The organism is Streptomyces sp. NPDC092369 (genome assembly GCF_044755245.1).
Lineage (GTDB): Bacteria > Actinomycetota > Actinomycetes > Streptomycetales > Streptomycetaceae > Streptomyces.
In genome coordinates this window covers 70,522-86,583 of the sequence record NZ_JBIVQP010000010.1, presented here as the reverse complement: position 1 = coordinate 86,583, position 16,062 = coordinate 70,522, and the positions used below count along the sequence as shown (strand labels likewise).

Here is a 16,062-nt window from a genome sequence, read left to right as displayed (position 1 = left end):
AGGAACGCATGCCATGACGAGTCCCGATTCCGAACAGACCCTGACCGCCGACGTGTTGGTGGTCGGCGGTGGCCCCGCCGGTACCTGGGCCGCGATCAAGGCCGCCGAGACCGGCGCCACCGTCGTCCTGGCCGACAAGGGCTACACCGGTGCGAGCGGCGCGACCGCCTCGGTGGGCACCGGCATCTGGTACGTCGACGACGTCCCCGAGTTGCGCGAGGCCGCCATGGCCGCCCGGGAGGGCCTCGGCGGCCACCTCGCCGACCGGGACTGGATGACACGGGTTCTCGACGAGACCCACGCTCGCATGGACGAACTCGCCCGGGTGCAGCGCTACCCCTTCCCCGTGGACGACCGGGGCCGGCAGCTCCGCGGCGACCTTCAGGGCCCCGAGTACATGCGCCGGCAGCGGACCCGCGTACAGCGTCTGGGTGTGCGCATCCTCGACCACACCCCGGCGCTGGAGCTGCTGGCCGATGCCGACGGAGTCGTGTCGGGCGCGCGGGCACTTGACCGCAGGACCGGTGAGAGCGTCCGCATCGAGGCGGGCGCGGTGGTGCTCGCCGCCGGCGGCTGCGCCTTCCGGTCCAAGACCCTCGGCTGCGACGTCAACACCGGGGACGGCGCGCTGCTCGCCGTGGAGGCGGGAGCGCGGCTGTCCGGGATGGAGTTCTCCAACGCCTACGCCATCGCCCCCAAGGGCACGTCACTGACCAAGACCGCCTACTACTCCTGGGCGAACTTCTACCACGCCGACGGTTCGGTGCTCGAAGGCGCGGCCAGCCAGGGCGGTCGGTCCGCGATCGCCCGGGCGCTGCTGCATGAACCGGTCTACGCCCGCTTCGACCGGGCCACACCGGACGACCAGCGCGCCATGCGCAAGGGACAGCCGAACACCTTCCTGGTCTTCGACCGGCTGGGGATCGATCCATTCACCGACCTGTTCGAGATCACCCTGCTGGCCGAGGGCACCGTACGAGGGACCGGCGGGGTACGGATCGCGGACCACGACTGCTCGACCGACGTCCCCGGCCTGTACGCGGCCGGCGACACCGCGACGCGCGAGCTGATCTGCGGCGGGTTCACCGGAGGCGGCAGCCACAACGCCGCGTGGGCCGCCTCCTCCGGCAGCTGGGCGGGCCGGGGAGCCGCCGACTTCGCCACCCGGCGAGCCCGCCCCGGCCGCCGGCTGCGACCGGTGGGCACGGCCGGCCTGCGGCCGACCGGCGTCGTCTCCGTCGACCATCGCGAGGTGGTCGCCGACGTCCAGCGGCAGGTGCTGCCGTACGACCTGAACTACCTGCGGCACGCGGACCGACTGGGCCCGGCCCTGCGCTCCCTGCACGAGACGTGGTCGGCGGTGCGCGAGGGGCTGGGCGCGAGCGGCGAGGAGGTGTTCCGCGCGAGGGAGGCGGCCGCGATGGTGGCCCACGGGCGATGGATGTACCACGCGGCCCTGCAACGGACCGAGTCGCGCGGCATGCACAAGCGCATCGACCGGCCGGAACGGGACCCTGCCCAGCACTACCGGCTGCTCACGGGCGGGTTGGACGAGGTGTGGAGCCGTCCGGAGTCCGCGCCGCGCACGGCGGTCGTGGCGGGAGGTCGAGCCGCGTGATCGAGATCGTCGAACCGGACCGTTGCATCAGCTGCGACCTGTGCATCGAGGTGTGCCCCACGCGCGTGTTCGACCGCGGCCCGGACGGCGTTCCGGTGCTCGCGAGGCAGGACGACTGCCAGACCTGCTTCCAGTGCGAGGCGTACTGCCCCACCGACGCGCTGTTCGTCGCGCCACTGGTGACCGCCGTCGCACCCGGTTCGCGATTCCACGACGTGCGGGAGCTGGAGGAGTCCGGCCTCCTCGGCGGATACCGCCGCGAACTCGGCTGGGGGAGGGGAAGGGCGCTCGGCGCCCGCACGGCCGTAGGGCCCCGATACCCCGACTGAGAACCGGCGCCGAGCCTGGCGTCGACGACGTGACGTCCGTCCGGAAGAGTCATGCACCAGCAACGATCGGCTCCCGAATTGCCTGGTAGACATGCTGACGTGAGCACCCCGGTGCCGCTGAACCGCAGGTTGTACGTGGATGTGGCGCGCGTCGACGCGTCCGCGTGTCGCCACGCCTCAGCATCCCGGGCAGTGGCCCAACCGGAGACGACTGGCCATCCGCCGACGTGACTTTGCCCCTGATCCAACCGGCCCTGCTGGTGGGATACCCGCTGATGATCAGCCATCGCCTGCTGCTCAAGCAGCGGCCTGGCTCGTACCGTGCGAGACCTCTCAACACCTGACGGTTAGTCAGGTGCACCGGGGGCATGACAGAGGATCCTCGGAGGGAAGGCCGGTCGTATGGAAGTCGATCGTGCCGGCGGCATCGACCCCCGCATCATCACCTCCCGTCTGCAGCCCGGATCCGAGACCGTCCGGCACCGCTTTCCCCCACGAATTCCTGGGTGGATAGGCTTGGTCGAATGATCGAGACTGAACGGCTCCTGCTGCGGCCTCTGCGGGTCGAGGATGCCGACGTGTTCGTGGCACTCCACGAGGACGAACGCGTGAACAAGTTCGTCGGTGCCTACTCCCACCAGCAGGCTCTGGAGCGGTTGGAGTTGATCGAGCGCCAGTGGGCTGAACGTGGGCACGGGTTGTGCGCGGTCGAGCTGAAGTCCAGCGGGGAGTTCATCGGCCGGTGCGGCCTGAACTTTTGGGAAGTGTTCGGCGAAGTGGAACTCGGGTGGACCCTGAAGGCCGAAGCGTGGGGTCACGGCTATGCCACCGAGGCGGCTCGCGCATGCAGGGAGTGGGGATTCGCGGTCTTGGACCCGGACTACTTCACCGCCATGATCCGGCCGGGTAATACCGCCTCGGTGCGGGTGGCTGAGAGGCTCGGTTTCACCCCTCTTCGTAAGGACGAACTGTCGGGAAACCCTGTCACGGTGTACTCGTTGAACCGGCCATCAGTCCTGGTATGAGGGGGGTTTCCAGGCGCAGTAGCGGACTCATGTGGCTGCTGACTGCTCGGCTTTGCTCCGGGTGGGGGCGAGGCGGTAGGAGTCGGTTCCGGTCTCGATGATCGTGCCGTTCAAGGTGAGCCGGTCGACGATGGCGGTGCAGAACCTGGGGTCGGTGAACGTCCTGGTCCAGCCGCTGAAGGACTCGTTGGAGGCGATGGCGAGGGCCTTGGTCTCCTCCCGTTCCGTCAACGCCTGGAACATCAACTCGGCGCCATGACGGTCGAGTTCCATGTAGCCCAGCTCGTTCACGAGCTTCGTCGCCAGGATGTACTTCACCCGGAAGCCGGCCATCGCGGCGTCGGTACCCAATGCGATCAGCAGGTGCGACTTGCCGGTGCCGGAGGCACCGATCAGGCAGAGGGGCTGGGCCTTCTTCACCCACTCGCAGGTGGCCAGGGTGTGGATCACGGCGGGGGCGGAGGCCGCGGCACAACTGCGTGCCTGGTCCACCGGCTGACTGCCTGTCACTGACCTGGCAGCGGACTAGGCCCCTGGAAGAAGACCTTCCAACCGTGTCGGTACGCCTGTGGCGTTGCGGACGCCTTCGAGCAGGTGAAGAAGGTGACCTGGCAGGACCAACTGCACTTTACCGATCCCGAGCCCTTCATGTGGTTTTACGAGGTCGGGCACAACCAGTGCTCCGCCTCCGCCGAGGAGGACGAACGGCTCACCGAGGACTTCTTCACAGAACTGCGCAAGCGGGTGCGGGCTCAGGTCATCCAGGCGATCGCCACCAACGGGTACTTCGCGGTGACGAAGTACACCGGTTCCTTCCTGTGCCGGTGAGCACCACCGGGAACAGGATCAGCGGCTGCCGCCCGGCCGGGGGCAGGAGCGTTGGTAGCGTCGCAGTACGTCGCGCCGGCCGGCGCGACGTGCCGTTCGACCGAGAGAGACCTGATGCCCCCGACGATTCGCAGGGCTGTGATCCCCGCCGCCGGACTCGGCTCCCGCCTTCTGCCCCTGACCAAGGCCATCCCGAAGGAAATGCTGCCGGTCGGCGACAAGCCGGTGATCGAGCACACGGTGCGCGAACTGGTGGCATCCGGCATCACGGACATCACCATCGTCGTCTCCGGCGGCAAGTCTCTGATCCAGGACCACTTCCAGCCCAACCCCGCTCTGGTCGAGCAGCTGCGCGCGGACGGCAAGACCGCATATGCAGACGCGGTGGAAGAGGTCGCCGAACTGGCCCGCCGGGGCCACATCACCTACCTCTACCAGCAGGGCCCGTACGGCAACGGCACCCCGGTGCTCAACGCCTCCCGTAACTTCGGCGACGAGCCCATGCTGGTGCTCTGGCCCGACGACGTGTTCGTGGCCGATGTACCCCGTGCTCAGCAGCTGGTCCGCGCGTACGAGGCGACCAACTGCCCCGTCCTGGCCCTGCTGCCCATGGCGAAGAGCGACTCCCAGCGCTACGGCGTGCCCGTGGTCAAGGAGGACCTCGACGACGGCCTGCTCCGCATCACCGGCCTGGTCGAAAAGCCCAAGCCCGCCGACGCCCCCTCGGCGTACGCAGCCATCGGCGGCTACGTCATCACCCCCGGCATCATCGACGAACTGCGCGAACAGACCAGGCGCTGGCACGAGCACAAAACCGGTGAGGTCTACCTGACCGACGCCATCAACGCCTACGCCGCCAGCCGCGCCGTGTACGGCCAGGTAATCCAGGGCCGCTGGTACGACACCGGCAACCCGGCCGACTACCTCGTCGCCCAGATGGCCTTCGCCCTCGCGCACCCCGAGTACGGGCCCATCCTGCACCACCTGGCCCGCGAACTCGGCGACGGCGAGAACTCCGCATCCGGTACGGAGAACACCACCACTTGATCCGCTGCTCCCTTCGGCCGCCCGGCCACGGCGATATGTGGTAGCGAGCGGCATTCAGGGCGAGCTCATTGGCTGACAGGACCAGGTCCGCGTCGGCTATGCCGTCGCTCTCGGCGGCTGGCAGCAGTAGACGGTCGGCGGTGGCGGCGCCGTGGAACGGGTGCGTAGGCCCTCGACTCCCTCGGCCAGGTATCGGCGGTATCAGGTGCAGTACGCCTGCTGGTTGATCCTGCAGTACCGGCAGGACAACGCGACGTTCGCGGTTACCTCTTCGACGTGGCGTACCACCGCCAGGCTCAAGCGGCGGGGCGGTGGGGTTGACCTCGACATGTGGATCTCTGTAGTGATCGGGGACCCACGTGTCAACGATGATCGTCAGTTTTAGACCGTGTCCTACGTGGCGAGGCGGACGAACCGTTTGTAGCAGCAGAGGGCGGCGGCAAGACCGCGGAAGGCCAGGTAGTTGTGGGGATGGCGCTCATAAGGGGGGCTGAGTCTGCGGTAGTCGGACAGCCACGACGTTGGGTCGGCCGCGCGGCAAGATGCTCACCGTGGGGCGAGTCCCCTTCCGCGCGGCCTCCCGCCGAACCGGACATGACGGGTTCCCGGTCATCCGGCTCTCCAGTGACTACGGCGTGAGTGGTCTGGCTGGCCTTTCCGAATGGATACGGTCGTGGCCGATGTCAGGGGCCACGACGGTTTTACGTCGCCGATGGAGCATGACGCGCGCCCAGTCGGAAGGCTGCCATCCGACATGTGCAAGATCGGCGAGGGCGCGGACGCGGTGTACTTGCACGTTGCCCTTGTTTCCGCAGATCTCGCAGGTGTCCGCCAGGAGTCTCGCCATGAGTTCCTTCTGTGGATAGTCCACCCGGACCGGCTCACGGTCGGCGAGTTCCGCCGTCCGCTGCCGGGGTCTCGGCGCCGAGACTGCCCACCCTCTCGCGCAGCGCGCCCTCCCACCGCTTGATGACGGCCTCACGGCTGGTCAGGGCTCAACACCGTGCTCGCCCCCCTGATCGAGGGGGACGGCTCGGTGCTGACCTTCCTCGTCCCGGTCGGCTGACCTTCGTCGGCTCAGCCGTCGATACGGTGCGTATTCCAGAAGGACGTGAGATCCGTGCTGGTCGCCGCCTGGGCCGCTGCCTTGAACTCGGCGGTGGTAGAGACGCCGTACCAGTGTGAACTCGCGTAGCTCTTCAGCAGGTTGGTCATCGCCGTGTCACCGATCAGCCGCCGCAGATCGTGCAGGGCGCACTTGCCGTAGCCGTAGACGACGGTGGAGTACCGGGAGGAGTGGGCGTCCCAGTAGGCCATGGAGTTGGTGATCTTCTCCGCTGAGGAGGCCCAGGAGACGCTGTTCCAGCAGTTGGTGCCGGTCTTGCCGAGGGCGAGGTCGGTGGCGTAGTCGGTGAACGCCTCGTCCAGCCAGGGGTTGTTGTACTCGTCGTCGCCGACGATGCCGTACCACCACTGGTGGCCGATCTCGTGGGTGAGCGCGGTGGTGCTGACGAGGTCGAGGACGAAGCCCGGGTACTCCATGCCGCCGAACCAGTAGTTGTTGTCGATGACGGCGTCCAACTCGCTGTAGGGGTAGGCCCCGAAGCGGCCGGCGTGGGCGTCGACTGCCGTCTTGGCCGTGCTCAGCATCGACTGGGCGTCGGAGGAGCTGATGCCCGAGACGGAGTAGATGTTGATGGCCGTCCCGGCTGCCGAGGTGCCGGAGATCTTGCTGAACGGGCCTGCCGCCCAGGCGAAGTCACGGACCTTCGTCGCGGTCGCCGTGGTGACGGTGCGCCCGCTGGAGCCCGGGGTGTCCGTCGAGGTGCCGGTGGCCGGGACCAGGAGCGAACTCGGGTGGTCCAGCGTCACCTTGAAGTCGGCGGCCAGGGAGTAGAACGACTCGCCGTTGTTGGTGTACGGGTCCAGGTGCCAGCCCGAACCGTCCTTCACTGCGAGCACGGGCAGCGCGTTGCCGATGTTGTTGAACGCGCCGTCATGACCGAACCGGTCGGCGCCGCTGGGCACGGTGATGCCCAGATCGAAACCGATCGTGGCGGACTGACCCTGCGTCAGAGGCGTCGGCAGGGTGATCTGGAGCGCCGTGCAGGCGACCGACAGTGAACCGGCCGTACCGCCGCTGACGTTGGTGACCGTGATCGGCATCGCGGCGCAGGTGCCGTGGTAGTTGTCCCACAGCCGCAGGTACACCTCGCTCAGCGCGGTCGAGGAGGCGTTGGTGAAGGTCGCGGTCTCGTGGCCGGTCCAGACGGTGCCGGAGGTGTTGCTGCTCAGATTCACCGTGTACGAGGGCGCTGCCGGCGTCCGTGTCGAGTCCGCCGGCGGGGTGGTGTCGCCGGAGGTGTCGAGGGCGATGTCGTCGAGGACGAAGCTGGTCTGGAGGCTGGAGTCCTCGGTACCGGTGAAGGCGAGGGTGACGGTCTGCCCCGCGAACGACGACACGTCGAGGGTCTTCTTCACGTACCCCGTGGCCTTGTCGAGGTTGGAGTAGGTCGCCAGCGTAGTGCTGCCGATCTTGGCCGTCAGCTTGTCGTAGGCCGTGGACGAGGTGGTCTCGGCGGTGTCGATGTGCAGCCAGAACGACAGAGTGGCGGTGCTGCAGCCGGACGGGATCGTCACGCTCTGCGAGAGCGTGTCGGTGTGCGTGCCGCCGGTGCCGTCGAGCCAGGCGAAGCTGGCACCGCCGTGCGCGGACTGGCCGGAACGGCTGGTGATCACACTCGTGGACGACTGTGTCCAGGGCGAAGTGCCGCTCTCGAAACCGCCGTTGACGACCGCCTGGGTCGGCGTGCAGGCCGCGGCGACGTCGGTGGCGGCGGACGCCGGGTGGACGGGGAGCAGGGACACGGCGGCCAGCGCGGCGACGGCGAGGGCGCGCGCGGCGACGGATCTGTGGGGGGTGGTTCTCACGCGTAACTCCTTTGGGGCGACCGGGATCCCGGTCTGCTCGGCGGCCACCCACCGGCTGGGGTGCGTCGGCGGGTGACCGTGGGCTGCGTGGATCTATTGACGGGAGCATGCCACATGGGAGGTGCGATGGGGATGTGCATACCAGTTCGGAGGCCGATTCACCCTGCGTGGATCTGGTGGGCCGGGATCAGTCGCCGGCGTCGTGTGCCGTGAGATGGCGCGGCCGTGGCCCGTCGGATGGCCGCTCTCGCCCTGGGCGACCTCGATGCCGCTGTGAAGATCGGCAGCAGCGTCCAGGGAAGCCGTGGCCGACAGGACCACACAGGCGAGGAGAGGCCCCGTCAAGGCGCCGGGAAGCAGGCGGCCAGTGAGGCGGGCTTGTTCAGGAGCGCCTTGACCCGACAGTGGACCGGACCGGCGGTGACCGTGAGGGAGAGTCGGGGGTGGCCGGTCGGCGGCGAGCGCGGCGCGGCCGCCCGCCCGGCCGGGTGACTGCGTCACCGCCGGCCTCCCGCTCGCGGACCAGGTCAACGATGGGAGCCCGCAGGGCGACATTCGCGGCGCCGTCGATGACGCGGCCCGGCCCGGCCTTCGGCGCATCCGCCTTCACTGTCCGCCGCTCACCCTCGCGTTCATGCGTACGAAACTGGTGGAGCGGATTATTCGAACCGTCGCCAATTCCCGCCCGTGGCTTCGCCAGGAACGCGGCGCCCCGGCGGTCAGCCCGTACGCAGACCTCGTGGCTCGGCATGGAGGATTTCGATGACGAGTCGGGCCGCGGACTTGCCCTGCTCCAACTGGCCTCGACCTGGGATACCTTGCTCGCCGAGGAAGGTAAAGCCGTATAGTTCTCCGTTCCCCTGCCCGCCTCCGCTCCCCATCAAGAAGCGAACACGTCGGGCAATGCCGACGGCTCTCTGAAGTAGCCCCTGCGGCATGGCATGGTCTCTCACCGACATGCGCCCGCGGGTGGCCCGATGAGCGAGCGCAGCACGGGGACAGCCGAGCCGGCAGCTGCCAGTCCCGAACCCGCTCCGGGTGCTCCGCTGAGCGCCGTCAGACCACCCGCCACCAGGCCGAGGGCGAAGCTGGTGAGCAGGACGACGGTGGTGTGCAGGGAGAGAAAGGGCAGCCCCGGCTCAGGGCCGCCGTGGGCTCGGCTTCGCAATCTCCTACAGCCCGTCCGCAACCTCAATCTGTCACCCAAACCTGCGGCAGACCCAGCAGTCGCCCCGCTGGCTCGCCGGGGCTGATGTCGGCCGGGCATCGCACCGGGATTCAGCTATGCGTACTCCTCCAAGGGGCCGCGCAGTTGTGGAGTGGCGAGATAGTTGACGACCCTGTGAAGGTCGAAGAGGTGGATTGCCTGCGTCTTGGGCTGATCCTGGTCGACGTCGTGGAAAGAGCGCTCGATGCCATTAGGGGGAAGGGCTACGAGGTCGCCAGGGTCGGCCAGGTTCACCAAGCGGCTCACGCCTGGAGGGCGCTGGCCCCGCTGCTCGATGGGCGTGGGCTGCAGTCGGGGGGAAGACGGCGTACCGACAGAGCCAGCGGCGAGCCGAGGGTTGCCAGCAAGTCGACGCGCAGCTCGCGGTGCTCCCAGAGAGTCTTCTACGCAACGACGGAGCCGAGTGAGTGGGCGATCACGACCTGTGGTTGTCGGGCAGCCAGAATCTCGGCAACTCGGGCGCGGACCTGCCCGCGCGCGGGATTGCGCAGATAGCTGGCTACTTCACGGAAGAAAAGGGCAACGAACCATTCGGTGGCTGGCTGACCCAGACCGCGGGTCTTGGCCAGCCATGCCAGAGCCTGACGCAGGGGGGCTGTGGCACGCCCGGCTGCTGTCGCGTCCGGCAGGCCACACTCTTTCAGCCAGGCTGCGACAAGGGCCAGTTCATAATCGTCGAGAGACTCCAGGTCTTCTTGGCCTTGGCTGGCTGCACCGCTGAGCAGATCTGCGTAGTAAGCAACCGACAGTTCGCATTCCCCTTGAGTCTGGTCCCGTGGCAGGGCCGCAGCGCTCGACAGAGCTTTCCGCCCAATCCCTGCCAAGGCTTCGGCCGCCGTGTCGAGCCCATGGCCAGACTAGTAATTACCTACCCCATGAACTGCAACAATCCTCATTCTCTGCCCCCTAAAGGACCTTTGGCTGAACAGCGTCACCGGCCCCTCGTTGTGCTTCCGCACCCGCCCCTGCAGGAAAGTACCCCCGGGTCTTCCTCATCTCTCGCGACCGGCACCCGGGACTGCAAGGACGGCCTCCTCCTGTGCCACCAGGATGTGTTCGAGCAGTCGCAGTAGGGGAGACGAGCGCTCGGTGCATGGGGGAGTCCGGTTGGGGTACTCGGCTGGTTTCGGGCTTGAACAGAGGAGGGACATGGACGGCGTCGCCGCTCCCGGCCGGGGAAGTCATCCCCTGCCCGGCCATCAGGCGCGTTCTGGCGCCCAGCTCAACGGGACGCTGGAAAGCCTGCGAGCCTCCGCCCTCGCGGTCGATGACGATGGCCTCATTGTCGCGGTCAACAGCGCGGCCCAAAGCCTGCTTGGCAGGGAAGCCTCAGAACTCGTCGGCCAGGACTTTCACGACCTGCTGCACAGAGACAGATACGGACACTCGGTGCCGCGCACGCGCTGCCGGATCAGGAAGGCGCTCCTCACGGGGGACACCAGGCATGGCGAGGCCGAGTGGTTCGCCCGGGGGGACGGCACTCTCGTCCAGTTGTCATGGCTGGTCACGCCTTACTCACCCGGTCCGGGCGGGACAGGTGCACTGGCAATGCTGTACGCGCCGGAGCAGCCGAACGTTCGCCACAGCGACGGCGGGTACTCCGCGCCGCTGACGGAGCTGGACCGCCTTACCCTGCTGGCGGAGACGACCACGCGCCTCACATCCACCCTGGACGCGGACGAGGCGCTGCACCGACTAGCGACCCTTACCGTGCCCCGGCTCGCGGACTGGGCCGTGTTCGACCTGCTCACCGAACGTGATGAAGTGCGACGCGTGCTCGTGATGGGGCACAAGGACGGCATGCTCGTCGAACGGGACGACTTGCAGGGCCCGATGCCTCCGCTGCCGGCGGAGTCTCCGATGCCCCTGTCACGAGCCCTGCGGGGCGCCGCCTCTTCCCTCGCCGGCCCCGCCACCTACCAAGGTCCTCCCGACTCCGGCATCGCGGTCGAACAGCAGCGCCTGTTCACCGCGACAGGTATGCACTCCGCCGCCATCGCACCCATTCGCGGACTGCGCGACGTACTCGGCGCCCTGACTCTGGGCCGAGCCCAGCGTCATGACGCCTTCACCCCTGCCGACCTGCCGCTGCTGGAGGACCTCACCCGCCGGGCGGGCCTGGCGCTGGACAACGCGCGCCTGTACCAGCGCCAGCGCAAAGTCGCCGAGACCATGCAACGCCACCTGCTGCCCCAGCTTCCCGTCCTGCCCGGACTGGAAATGACCGCGCGCTACGTCCCCGCTCCGGACGCCTCATCCGTGGGCGGCGACTGGTACGACGCCTTCGCTCTGGCCGATCACGCCCACGCACTGGCCATCGGCGACGTCGTCGGGCACGATCTCGACGCCGCAGCCGGCATGGCACAGGTCCGCAACATGCTGCGCGCCTTCGCCTGGTCCCAACCCGAGGCCACACCCAGCGCCGTCGTCACTCAGCTCGACGAGGCAGTGATGCACATAGCCGAGGTACCCATGGCGACCATGATCCTCGCCAGGCTCACACTCGGCGACGACACACTGTGGCGCCTCACCTGGACGAACGCCGGCCACCCGCCGCCCCTGCTCATAACCCACGACGGTCAGACCCGCTACCTCGACGAAGCTCACGGCATACTCCTCGGCACCGGAGTCACCAGACCTCGCCCCGACGCCGTCACCGTCCTGCCACCCCAGGCCACACTCCTGCTCTACACCGACGGACTGGTCGAATCCCCGCACCACTCCATCGATCATGGGCTGGACCGGCTGCGCCGACACGCGGCCTCCCTCGCCCACCGACCCCTCGACTCATTCTGCGACTTGCTGCTGGACCAAGTCCGCCCCAGCGACAACGATGACGACGTCGCCATGATCGCGTTGCGTACCCCCCTTCCCTATGACCCGCCCGACCCGCGCGGGAGGCAGATCGAGTGAGGAGGGGGCCGTCGAAGTTCCTCAGTCGGCATGGCGGATTCGCTAGATGATGTAGCGGCGGATCAGACTGGCCTGCTCTGGCCTCGATGTGGTTGAGCCAGGGGGTCTCGTCGGGATGCAGACGATCTCGACATCGTTCGCCGAGGCCGCCGGAGTCGGCCGGGTGGTCAGTCCAGTGCAGGGTGTGTGGCGTGGGGTGTGTGCGGGCCCGGGCCGCCCGACTGCGGCGTACCAGACCAGGGTCCGATGGGGGCTGCGCTTACCGGGCGGGCCATGGTGGAGACCGCGTTGAACGAGCGGATGCTGCCTGTACCGACGAACGTGTCTAGTCGCCACATGACCGCTGACCACATCGTCGCCGTCGACGGCGACACCGCACATCTGAGCGCCCATTTCGTCAGGTTAAGGAGCGTCCCGGCCCGGCCGCCGGTTCGCCTTGCACGGTGGCGGGGGCAGCAGGCGCTGACTTGGAGGGGTTGTTGACTTCGTCCTCGAACATGTGGGCCAGGTCGTTGCGTCGACCCCCAGCACCCGCGGCGCGCGGTCCGGCACTGCCGGCGCCGTCAGCAGCCTCAGCAGCCGGGTCCGGCCCGCGACCAGCCGCAGGCGGCGGCACAATCGCGCGGCCCGACGTCCGCCGAGCTCGATCGCGATCGAGCGCAGCCAGCCCGTCAGCCCGGTGCTGGACGGCGGTGCCGCTCGGACAGGCCCGGCACCTGCTCCACGAACGTCTTGCGGGAACAGCTCTTCCGGTCGCAGAAGTACCGGTGGACCCGCAGCCGGACGATGACCCGGTGAGAGCCCAACGGCCTTTCATCCAGGCCGCGTTGACACGAGCTGTGCGTGCGCCTCGCCTGTTTCCGGCAGTCCGGAAATCGGCCGGGGCGAGCGGTGGACACCGCCTCCACCACCAGGACGTCGGAGGAGCGGCTGTTGCGCTCCACTCGCACATCGATCCCGGGAAACAGCACAGCCTCGACCGTATTGCTCGCCATGCCGGGACATACTCTGGCGAAACGATCCCTCGCTCACTTCGCTGACCTGGGGATTCACGGAACTGCGGACAGAGCCAATTTCAAGAATCCTCATCAGCGGACCGCCCCGCGAGCGAGGCCCGAGAGCGGCTCGGCCCGTGTCCTTGGACAGTGAAACCAGTCGCCCTGACATCCAATCTAGGCGATTGACACCGAACCTAGGCGTCCACAACCTCGCGCCGCCTGACCGGCCGGTACCGCCGTGATCGGGGCGGTTGTGCATCTGCCATCCACCGTCATCAAGGAGGGCCGGGAGCTGTCATTCTCGATGAGCGGCCTCCTGGCCGACGCCGTCCACCATCTGCTGCCTGGCTTGGCGGCTCGGGCGCGGCGGATTGGGGCATGCTGCGGGTGCGCTCACGCGCTCTACTTCGATGGCAGGGGGCCGGTCGGTGTTACGCATTCACTTCACGGCGGAAGACCTTGCCCGTACACGGGTGGCCGCGACTATCGGCGTCGCGGCGGAGGTCTACTACAGCCTGGAGCTGCTGAAAGAGAACCGGGAGCTTCCGCACTTCCGCTCGTGGCGGTCAGCGGTCGCGGGCCGCATGGGGGCGGCTACGCGCCCCCTGACGTCCCTGGTTCCCGTGCGCGGTCCCGGGCTTGACCTGCTGGCCCTGATGGGTGATGTGCATTCGCTGGACCACGCTGTGGACAACCTGCTGCACGCCCCGGTGTCCCGGCTGCGACGCGAGTTCGAGGGTCTCGACTTCCACCTCGGACACCTGCCATGGGCCAGACGGGTGTCCGAGGGCGACCGTGACGCGCGGCGGGAGCTCGCCGAGGCCGTGCGTGCCTGTCATCGACTGACCGTGGAGCCCTACTGGCATCGAGGACGAGCCGAACTGGTCGCGCTGTCCGCCCGTTGCGCGAACCTGATGCTGGAGGGAGGTATCGATCTGCTGCTGCGTTCGGTGTGCGCACCACTGGTCCGCTGGCGTCCGCCGGTGCTCGAAGCTCCCTACCCGCGCCAAGTCGAGGTACGTCTCCGGGGAAGGGGACTGATCATCACACCCATGGTCTTCTCGAAACACCCAGTGAGCCTTCTGTGGGACCCGCTCGATACGGCCCAGCCACCCCGCCTGACCGTGCCGGCTCTCCGTAGGTCGCTGACCGGTACCGAACCGGCAGAAGCGGACGGCGCCGCCGTGCGGAATCTGGAGTCTCTGCTCGGGCGCACGCGAGCCGCCGCCCTGCATGTGACCGTGGAAGGCTGCACGACCAGCGAACTGGCCCGCCGCCTCAACGTCACGGCCGCAGCGGCCAGTCAGCACGCGACAGTGCTGCGGAACACGGACCTCATCACCACCAGCCGCCGAGGCGGATCTGTGCTGCACCTCATCACCCCACTCGGGCTGGCCCTGCTGCGGACCGGAGCCCTGACGGAACCGTGAGACCCGAGGACACCGCGCCTGCCGTCCCGGCCCCTTTAAGCCGTGACTTAAGAGGTGGGCCGCAGGGGGCCGAGCTGCCCAGGATGTGGAGCCGCAACCGGCCCATCCCACCCTGGAGACTGCATGAAGACTCATCTCGCCGCTGCCCTTGGTTCCGTCGTGCTGACCGCGGGCACCTTGCTGGGCGCTCCCGCCGCCGGTGCGCTGACCGCGGCCGCCTATCCCACCGCCGTTAGCGCCGGGCACGAACAGATGGGACCGGCCACGGAGGAGGCGCAATGCCGGACTCCCTACACGTCGGGCGGTTGGAATGTGACGCCCTGCATCTATCTCGGCACGGGCACGACGTTCGACGGTTGGAGTTTCGTCGACGCCCATCCTTCGTCGTGCGCCAGCTACCGCGTCTATCTCGTGGACGCCGCAACGGGTGCGCTGGTGCGCTCCACCAGCGCCAGGTCGTGCAGCGAGACCTTGTCTCCCGATGTGTTCGCCGACGCCTCGAAGTTCACGAGGCTGTCGGCGTACACGAAGTTCAGGGCCTTCAACAGCTCGGGCGGCGTCATTCTGAGCCTCGACAGTCCCTCGATCACCTGGCCGTGACATCAGCAGAGGTTGGGCGTATCCAGGGGCGTGGTGTGGTTGTCGCAGCACTGCGGGCCGAAGGCTACGACGTCTGAGTAGGGTTGGGGACTGGCGCGGTGGCTGATGCGCCGTTTCCAGTCCCTCGCCGCTCCGAAGAAATCGTCGTGAGTCGGCTCGTCGGCCATCCAGAGTTCCTTGATTCCGCTCCAGTCACCGCCGCCCTGCGCGTGTGGACTAAGTTGATTGTCAATGGACACCAGGCACACGATGGGCCGGCCCTCGGCGTCGTGCCCCCAGTGGGGTTCCTCCAACGACGTCTCGTAGCCTTCGTCCAGGACGCAGATCCGACCCCAACGACCGTGCTCGCCCGGGCAGATCAAGGCGAGCACGGCTGTGTCGCCGTCACGCACTGCCTGCTCGTAGCGGTCCTGGAAGGGCTGGAGGAGGGCCTGCAGCTCCAGGCCGAACCGTGTCTCCGCCTCCTGGATTTCCGCTCCTGCACGCTGTACCTGCGGGGCGGCAAGGACGTGCGAGATGGCTTTCTCCGCCCAGAGAGCGTCCATGTGCCGGCGGTGCCGCCGCACGGCCGCCTGCACGCGCTGCTCCTCAGAGCTGTCCCCGGTGTTCACGCAGCTGCTTCCTCTGCACATGCCAGCCCGAGGTCCGCGAGTAGTCGGAGCTTGTCGGCGGTGAGCTTGCCGCGCCTCGACTTGTTGTTCGAGAGGAATACACCGAGCTGGACTTCGGTGCCGTCCTCAAGCCGCTCCTTGTGGCCTCTGGGCACGGTCAGGTGACCTTCGCGGTTCTTGTACTGCCGGAGGGCCTCAATGCCCCGCTCGAACGCACCAGGACCACCCGTGGAGCCCGGCGCGAGGGCTTCCTTTTGCGGAGGCAGTGGTGCGAGGCCGAGCTGTTCCAGTCGTTCGCGCTGCCCGTCTCTCAGCGCGTGCCAGACGTCGTGCCTGCGCTGTCGCTCCAGCCACCGGCCGACATCCATCCCGTGCACAGTGACCCCGGGTTCGACGTAGGCGAGCACGCTCTCCTCGACGAGCATCTCGCGCACGGCGGCGTAGTGCCGCTGCCAGTCCGTGGGCCCCTCTGGATTCCAGTCCGGGTCGATCGCCTTCAACGCG

General features: G+C 68.0%; 15 protein-coding genes and 3 pseudogenes. 9 read left to right on the top strand and 9 right to left on the bottom strand.

Annotation, left to right across the window (positions count from 1 at the left end):
• Positions 1 to 13: 13 nt before the first annotated feature.
• The 3 genes from ACIQI8_RS42450 to ACIQI8_RS42440 all read left to right on the top strand — a co-directional run bounded on the left by ACIQI8_RS42450 (position 14) and on the right by ACIQI8_RS42440 (position 2,972).
• The gene (locus ACIQI8_RS42450; protein WP_402363680.1) at positions 14 to 1,618 is read left to right on the top strand and encodes an FAD-dependent oxidoreductase; all 1,605 of its coding nucleotides are present in this window, start codon (positions 14 to 16) and stop codon (positions 1,616 to 1,618) included.
• A complete protein-coding gene (locus tag ACIQI8_RS42445) occupies positions 1,615 to 1,947 on the top strand; it encodes a 4Fe-4S dicluster domain-containing protein (protein ID WP_402363677.1) in 333 nt (110 codons plus the stop codon). The genes ACIQI8_RS42450 and ACIQI8_RS42445 overlap by 4 nt, the downstream gene beginning before the upstream one ends.
• A gap of 524 nt (positions 1,948 to 2,471) precedes the next feature.
• Positions 2,472 to 2,972: a GNAT family N-acetyltransferase gene (locus ACIQI8_RS42440; protein ID WP_402363674.1), complete on the top strand. Its 501-nt coding sequence runs from the start codon at positions 2,472 to 2,474 to the stop codon at positions 2,970 to 2,972.
• Between the two features lie 27 nt (positions 2,973 to 2,999).
• On the opposite strand, the pseudogene ACIQI8_RS42435 reads toward ACIQI8_RS42440, so the two are convergent.
• Positions 3,000 to 3,428: pseudogene (locus ACIQI8_RS42435) on the bottom strand (ATP-binding protein); the annotation flags it as partial.
• Positions 3,429 to 3,575: 147 nt separating this feature from the next.
• Here ACIQI8_RS42435 and ACIQI8_RS42430 point away from each other — a divergent pair.
• Both ACIQI8_RS42430 and ACIQI8_RS42425 read left to right on the top strand, forming a co-directional pair.
• Positions 3,576 to 3,800, top strand: a complete 225-nt coding sequence (locus tag ACIQI8_RS42430) for a hypothetical protein (RefSeq protein ID WP_402363671.1) — start codon at positions 3,576 to 3,578, stop codon at positions 3,798 to 3,800.
• Between the two features lie 114 nt (positions 3,801 to 3,914).
• The gene (locus tag ACIQI8_RS42425) at positions 3,915 to 4,847 is read left to right on the top strand and encodes a UTP--glucose-1-phosphate uridylyltransferase (RefSeq protein WP_402363668.1); all 933 of its coding nucleotides are present in this window, start codon (positions 3,915 to 3,917) and stop codon (positions 4,845 to 4,847) included.
• 393 nt (positions 4,848 to 5,240) lie between these two features.
• Here ACIQI8_RS42425 and ACIQI8_RS42420 read toward each other — a convergent pair.
• The 6 genes and pseudogenes from ACIQI8_RS42420 to ACIQI8_RS42395 form a co-directional block, all read right to left on the bottom strand.
• Positions 5,241 to 5,366 (bottom strand): annotated as a pseudogene (locus ACIQI8_RS42420) (IS5/IS1182 family transposase); the annotation flags it as partial.
• A 109-nt stretch (positions 5,367 to 5,475) separates the two neighbouring features.
• Positions 5,476 to 5,694: a hypothetical protein gene (locus ACIQI8_RS42415; protein WP_402363665.1), complete on the bottom strand. Its 219-nt coding sequence runs from the start codon at positions 5,692 to 5,694 to the stop codon at positions 5,476 to 5,478.
• A gap of 61 nt (positions 5,695 to 5,755) precedes the next feature.
• Positions 5,756 to 5,842: pseudogene (locus ACIQI8_RS42410) on the bottom strand (MarR family transcriptional regulator); the annotation flags it as partial.
• Between the two features lie 82 nt (positions 5,843 to 5,924).
• Positions 5,925 to 7,778 (bottom strand): M1 family aminopeptidase, encoded by a 1,854-nt coding sequence (locus tag ACIQI8_RS42405; protein WP_402363662.1) that lies wholly within the window; start codon positions 7,776 to 7,778, stop codon positions 5,925 to 5,927.
• A gap of 949 nt (positions 7,779 to 8,727) precedes the next feature.
• Positions 8,728 to 8,946 carry a hypothetical protein gene (locus ACIQI8_RS42400; RefSeq protein ID WP_402363660.1) on the bottom strand — a complete coding sequence of 73 codons (219 nt, stop codon included), beginning with the start codon at positions 8,944 to 8,946 and terminating at the stop codon, positions 8,728 to 8,730.
• Positions 8,947 to 9,389: 443 nt separating this feature from the next.
• Positions 9,390 to 9,830 carry a hypothetical protein gene (locus ACIQI8_RS42395; protein ID WP_402363657.1) on the bottom strand — a complete coding sequence of 147 codons (441 nt, stop codon included), beginning with the start codon at positions 9,828 to 9,830 and terminating at the stop codon, positions 9,390 to 9,392.
• 325 nt (positions 9,831 to 10,155) lie between these two features.
• Between ACIQI8_RS42395 and ACIQI8_RS42390 the strand changes: the two genes are divergently transcribed.
• The 4 genes from ACIQI8_RS42390 (at position 10,156) to ACIQI8_RS42375 (ending at position 14,947) form a co-directional block, all read left to right on the top strand.
• Complete coding sequence (locus ACIQI8_RS42390) at positions 10,156 to 11,919, top strand: SpoIIE family protein phosphatase (protein ID WP_402363654.1); 1,764 nt, start codon at positions 10,156 to 10,158, stop codon at positions 11,917 to 11,919.
• A gap of 186 nt (positions 11,920 to 12,105) precedes the next feature.
• A complete protein-coding gene (locus ACIQI8_RS42385; protein WP_402363651.1) occupies positions 12,106 to 12,402 on the top strand; it encodes a nuclear transport factor 2 family protein in 297 nt (98 codons plus the stop codon).
• Positions 12,403 to 13,390: 988 nt separating this feature from the next.
• Positions 13,391 to 14,347 carry an ArsR/SmtB family transcription factor gene (locus tag ACIQI8_RS42380; protein WP_402363648.1) on the top strand — a complete coding sequence of 319 codons (957 nt, stop codon included), beginning with the start codon at positions 13,391 to 13,393 and terminating at the stop codon, positions 14,345 to 14,347.
• Between the two features lie 123 nt (positions 14,348 to 14,470).
• A complete protein-coding gene (locus ACIQI8_RS42375) occupies positions 14,471 to 14,947 on the top strand; it encodes a hypothetical protein (RefSeq protein WP_402363645.1) in 477 nt (158 codons plus the stop codon).
• 2 nt (positions 14,948 to 14,949) lie between these two features.
• On the opposite strand, the gene ACIQI8_RS42370 is transcribed toward ACIQI8_RS42375, so the two are convergent.
• Both ACIQI8_RS42370 and ACIQI8_RS42365 read right to left on the bottom strand, forming a co-directional pair.
• Positions 14,950 to 15,558, bottom strand: a complete 609-nt coding sequence (locus tag ACIQI8_RS42370) for a hypothetical protein (RefSeq protein ID WP_402363642.1) — start codon at positions 15,556 to 15,558, stop codon at positions 14,950 to 14,952.
• A complete protein-coding gene (locus tag ACIQI8_RS42365; protein WP_402363639.1) occupies positions 15,555 to 16,058 on the bottom strand; it encodes a helicase associated domain-containing protein in 504 nt (167 codons plus the stop codon). Before ACIQI8_RS42365 ends, ACIQI8_RS42370 begins: the two co-directional genes overlap by 4 nt.
• Positions 16,059 to 16,062 lie beyond the last annotated feature (4 nt).

What these genes read in the sequence shown, in the direction of transcription:
- ACIQI8_RS42450 (WP_402363680.1), top strand. Translation starts at nt 14, where the DNA reads ATGACGAGTCCCGATTCCGAACAGACCCTGACCGCCGACGTGTTGGTG.
- ACIQI8_RS42440 (WP_402363674.1), top strand. Translation starts at nt 2,472, where the DNA reads ATGATCGAGACTGAACGGCTCCTGCTGCGGCCTCTGCGGGTCGAGGAT.
- ACIQI8_RS42425 (WP_402363668.1), top strand. Translation starts at nt 3,915, where the DNA reads ATGCCCCCGACGATTCGCAGGGCTGTGATCCCCGCCGCCGGACTCGGC.
- ACIQI8_RS42415 (WP_402363665.1), bottom strand. Translation starts at nt 5,694, where the DNA reads ATGGCGAGACTCCTGGCGGACACCTGCGAGATCTGCGGAAACAAGGGC.
- ACIQI8_RS42390 (WP_402363654.1), top strand. Translation starts at nt 10,156, where the DNA reads ATGGACGGCGTCGCCGCTCCCGGCCGGGGAAGTCATCCCCTGCCCGGC.
- ACIQI8_RS42375 (WP_402363645.1), top strand. Translation starts at nt 14,471, where the DNA reads ATGAAGACTCATCTCGCCGCTGCCCTTGGTTCCGTCGTGCTGACCGCG.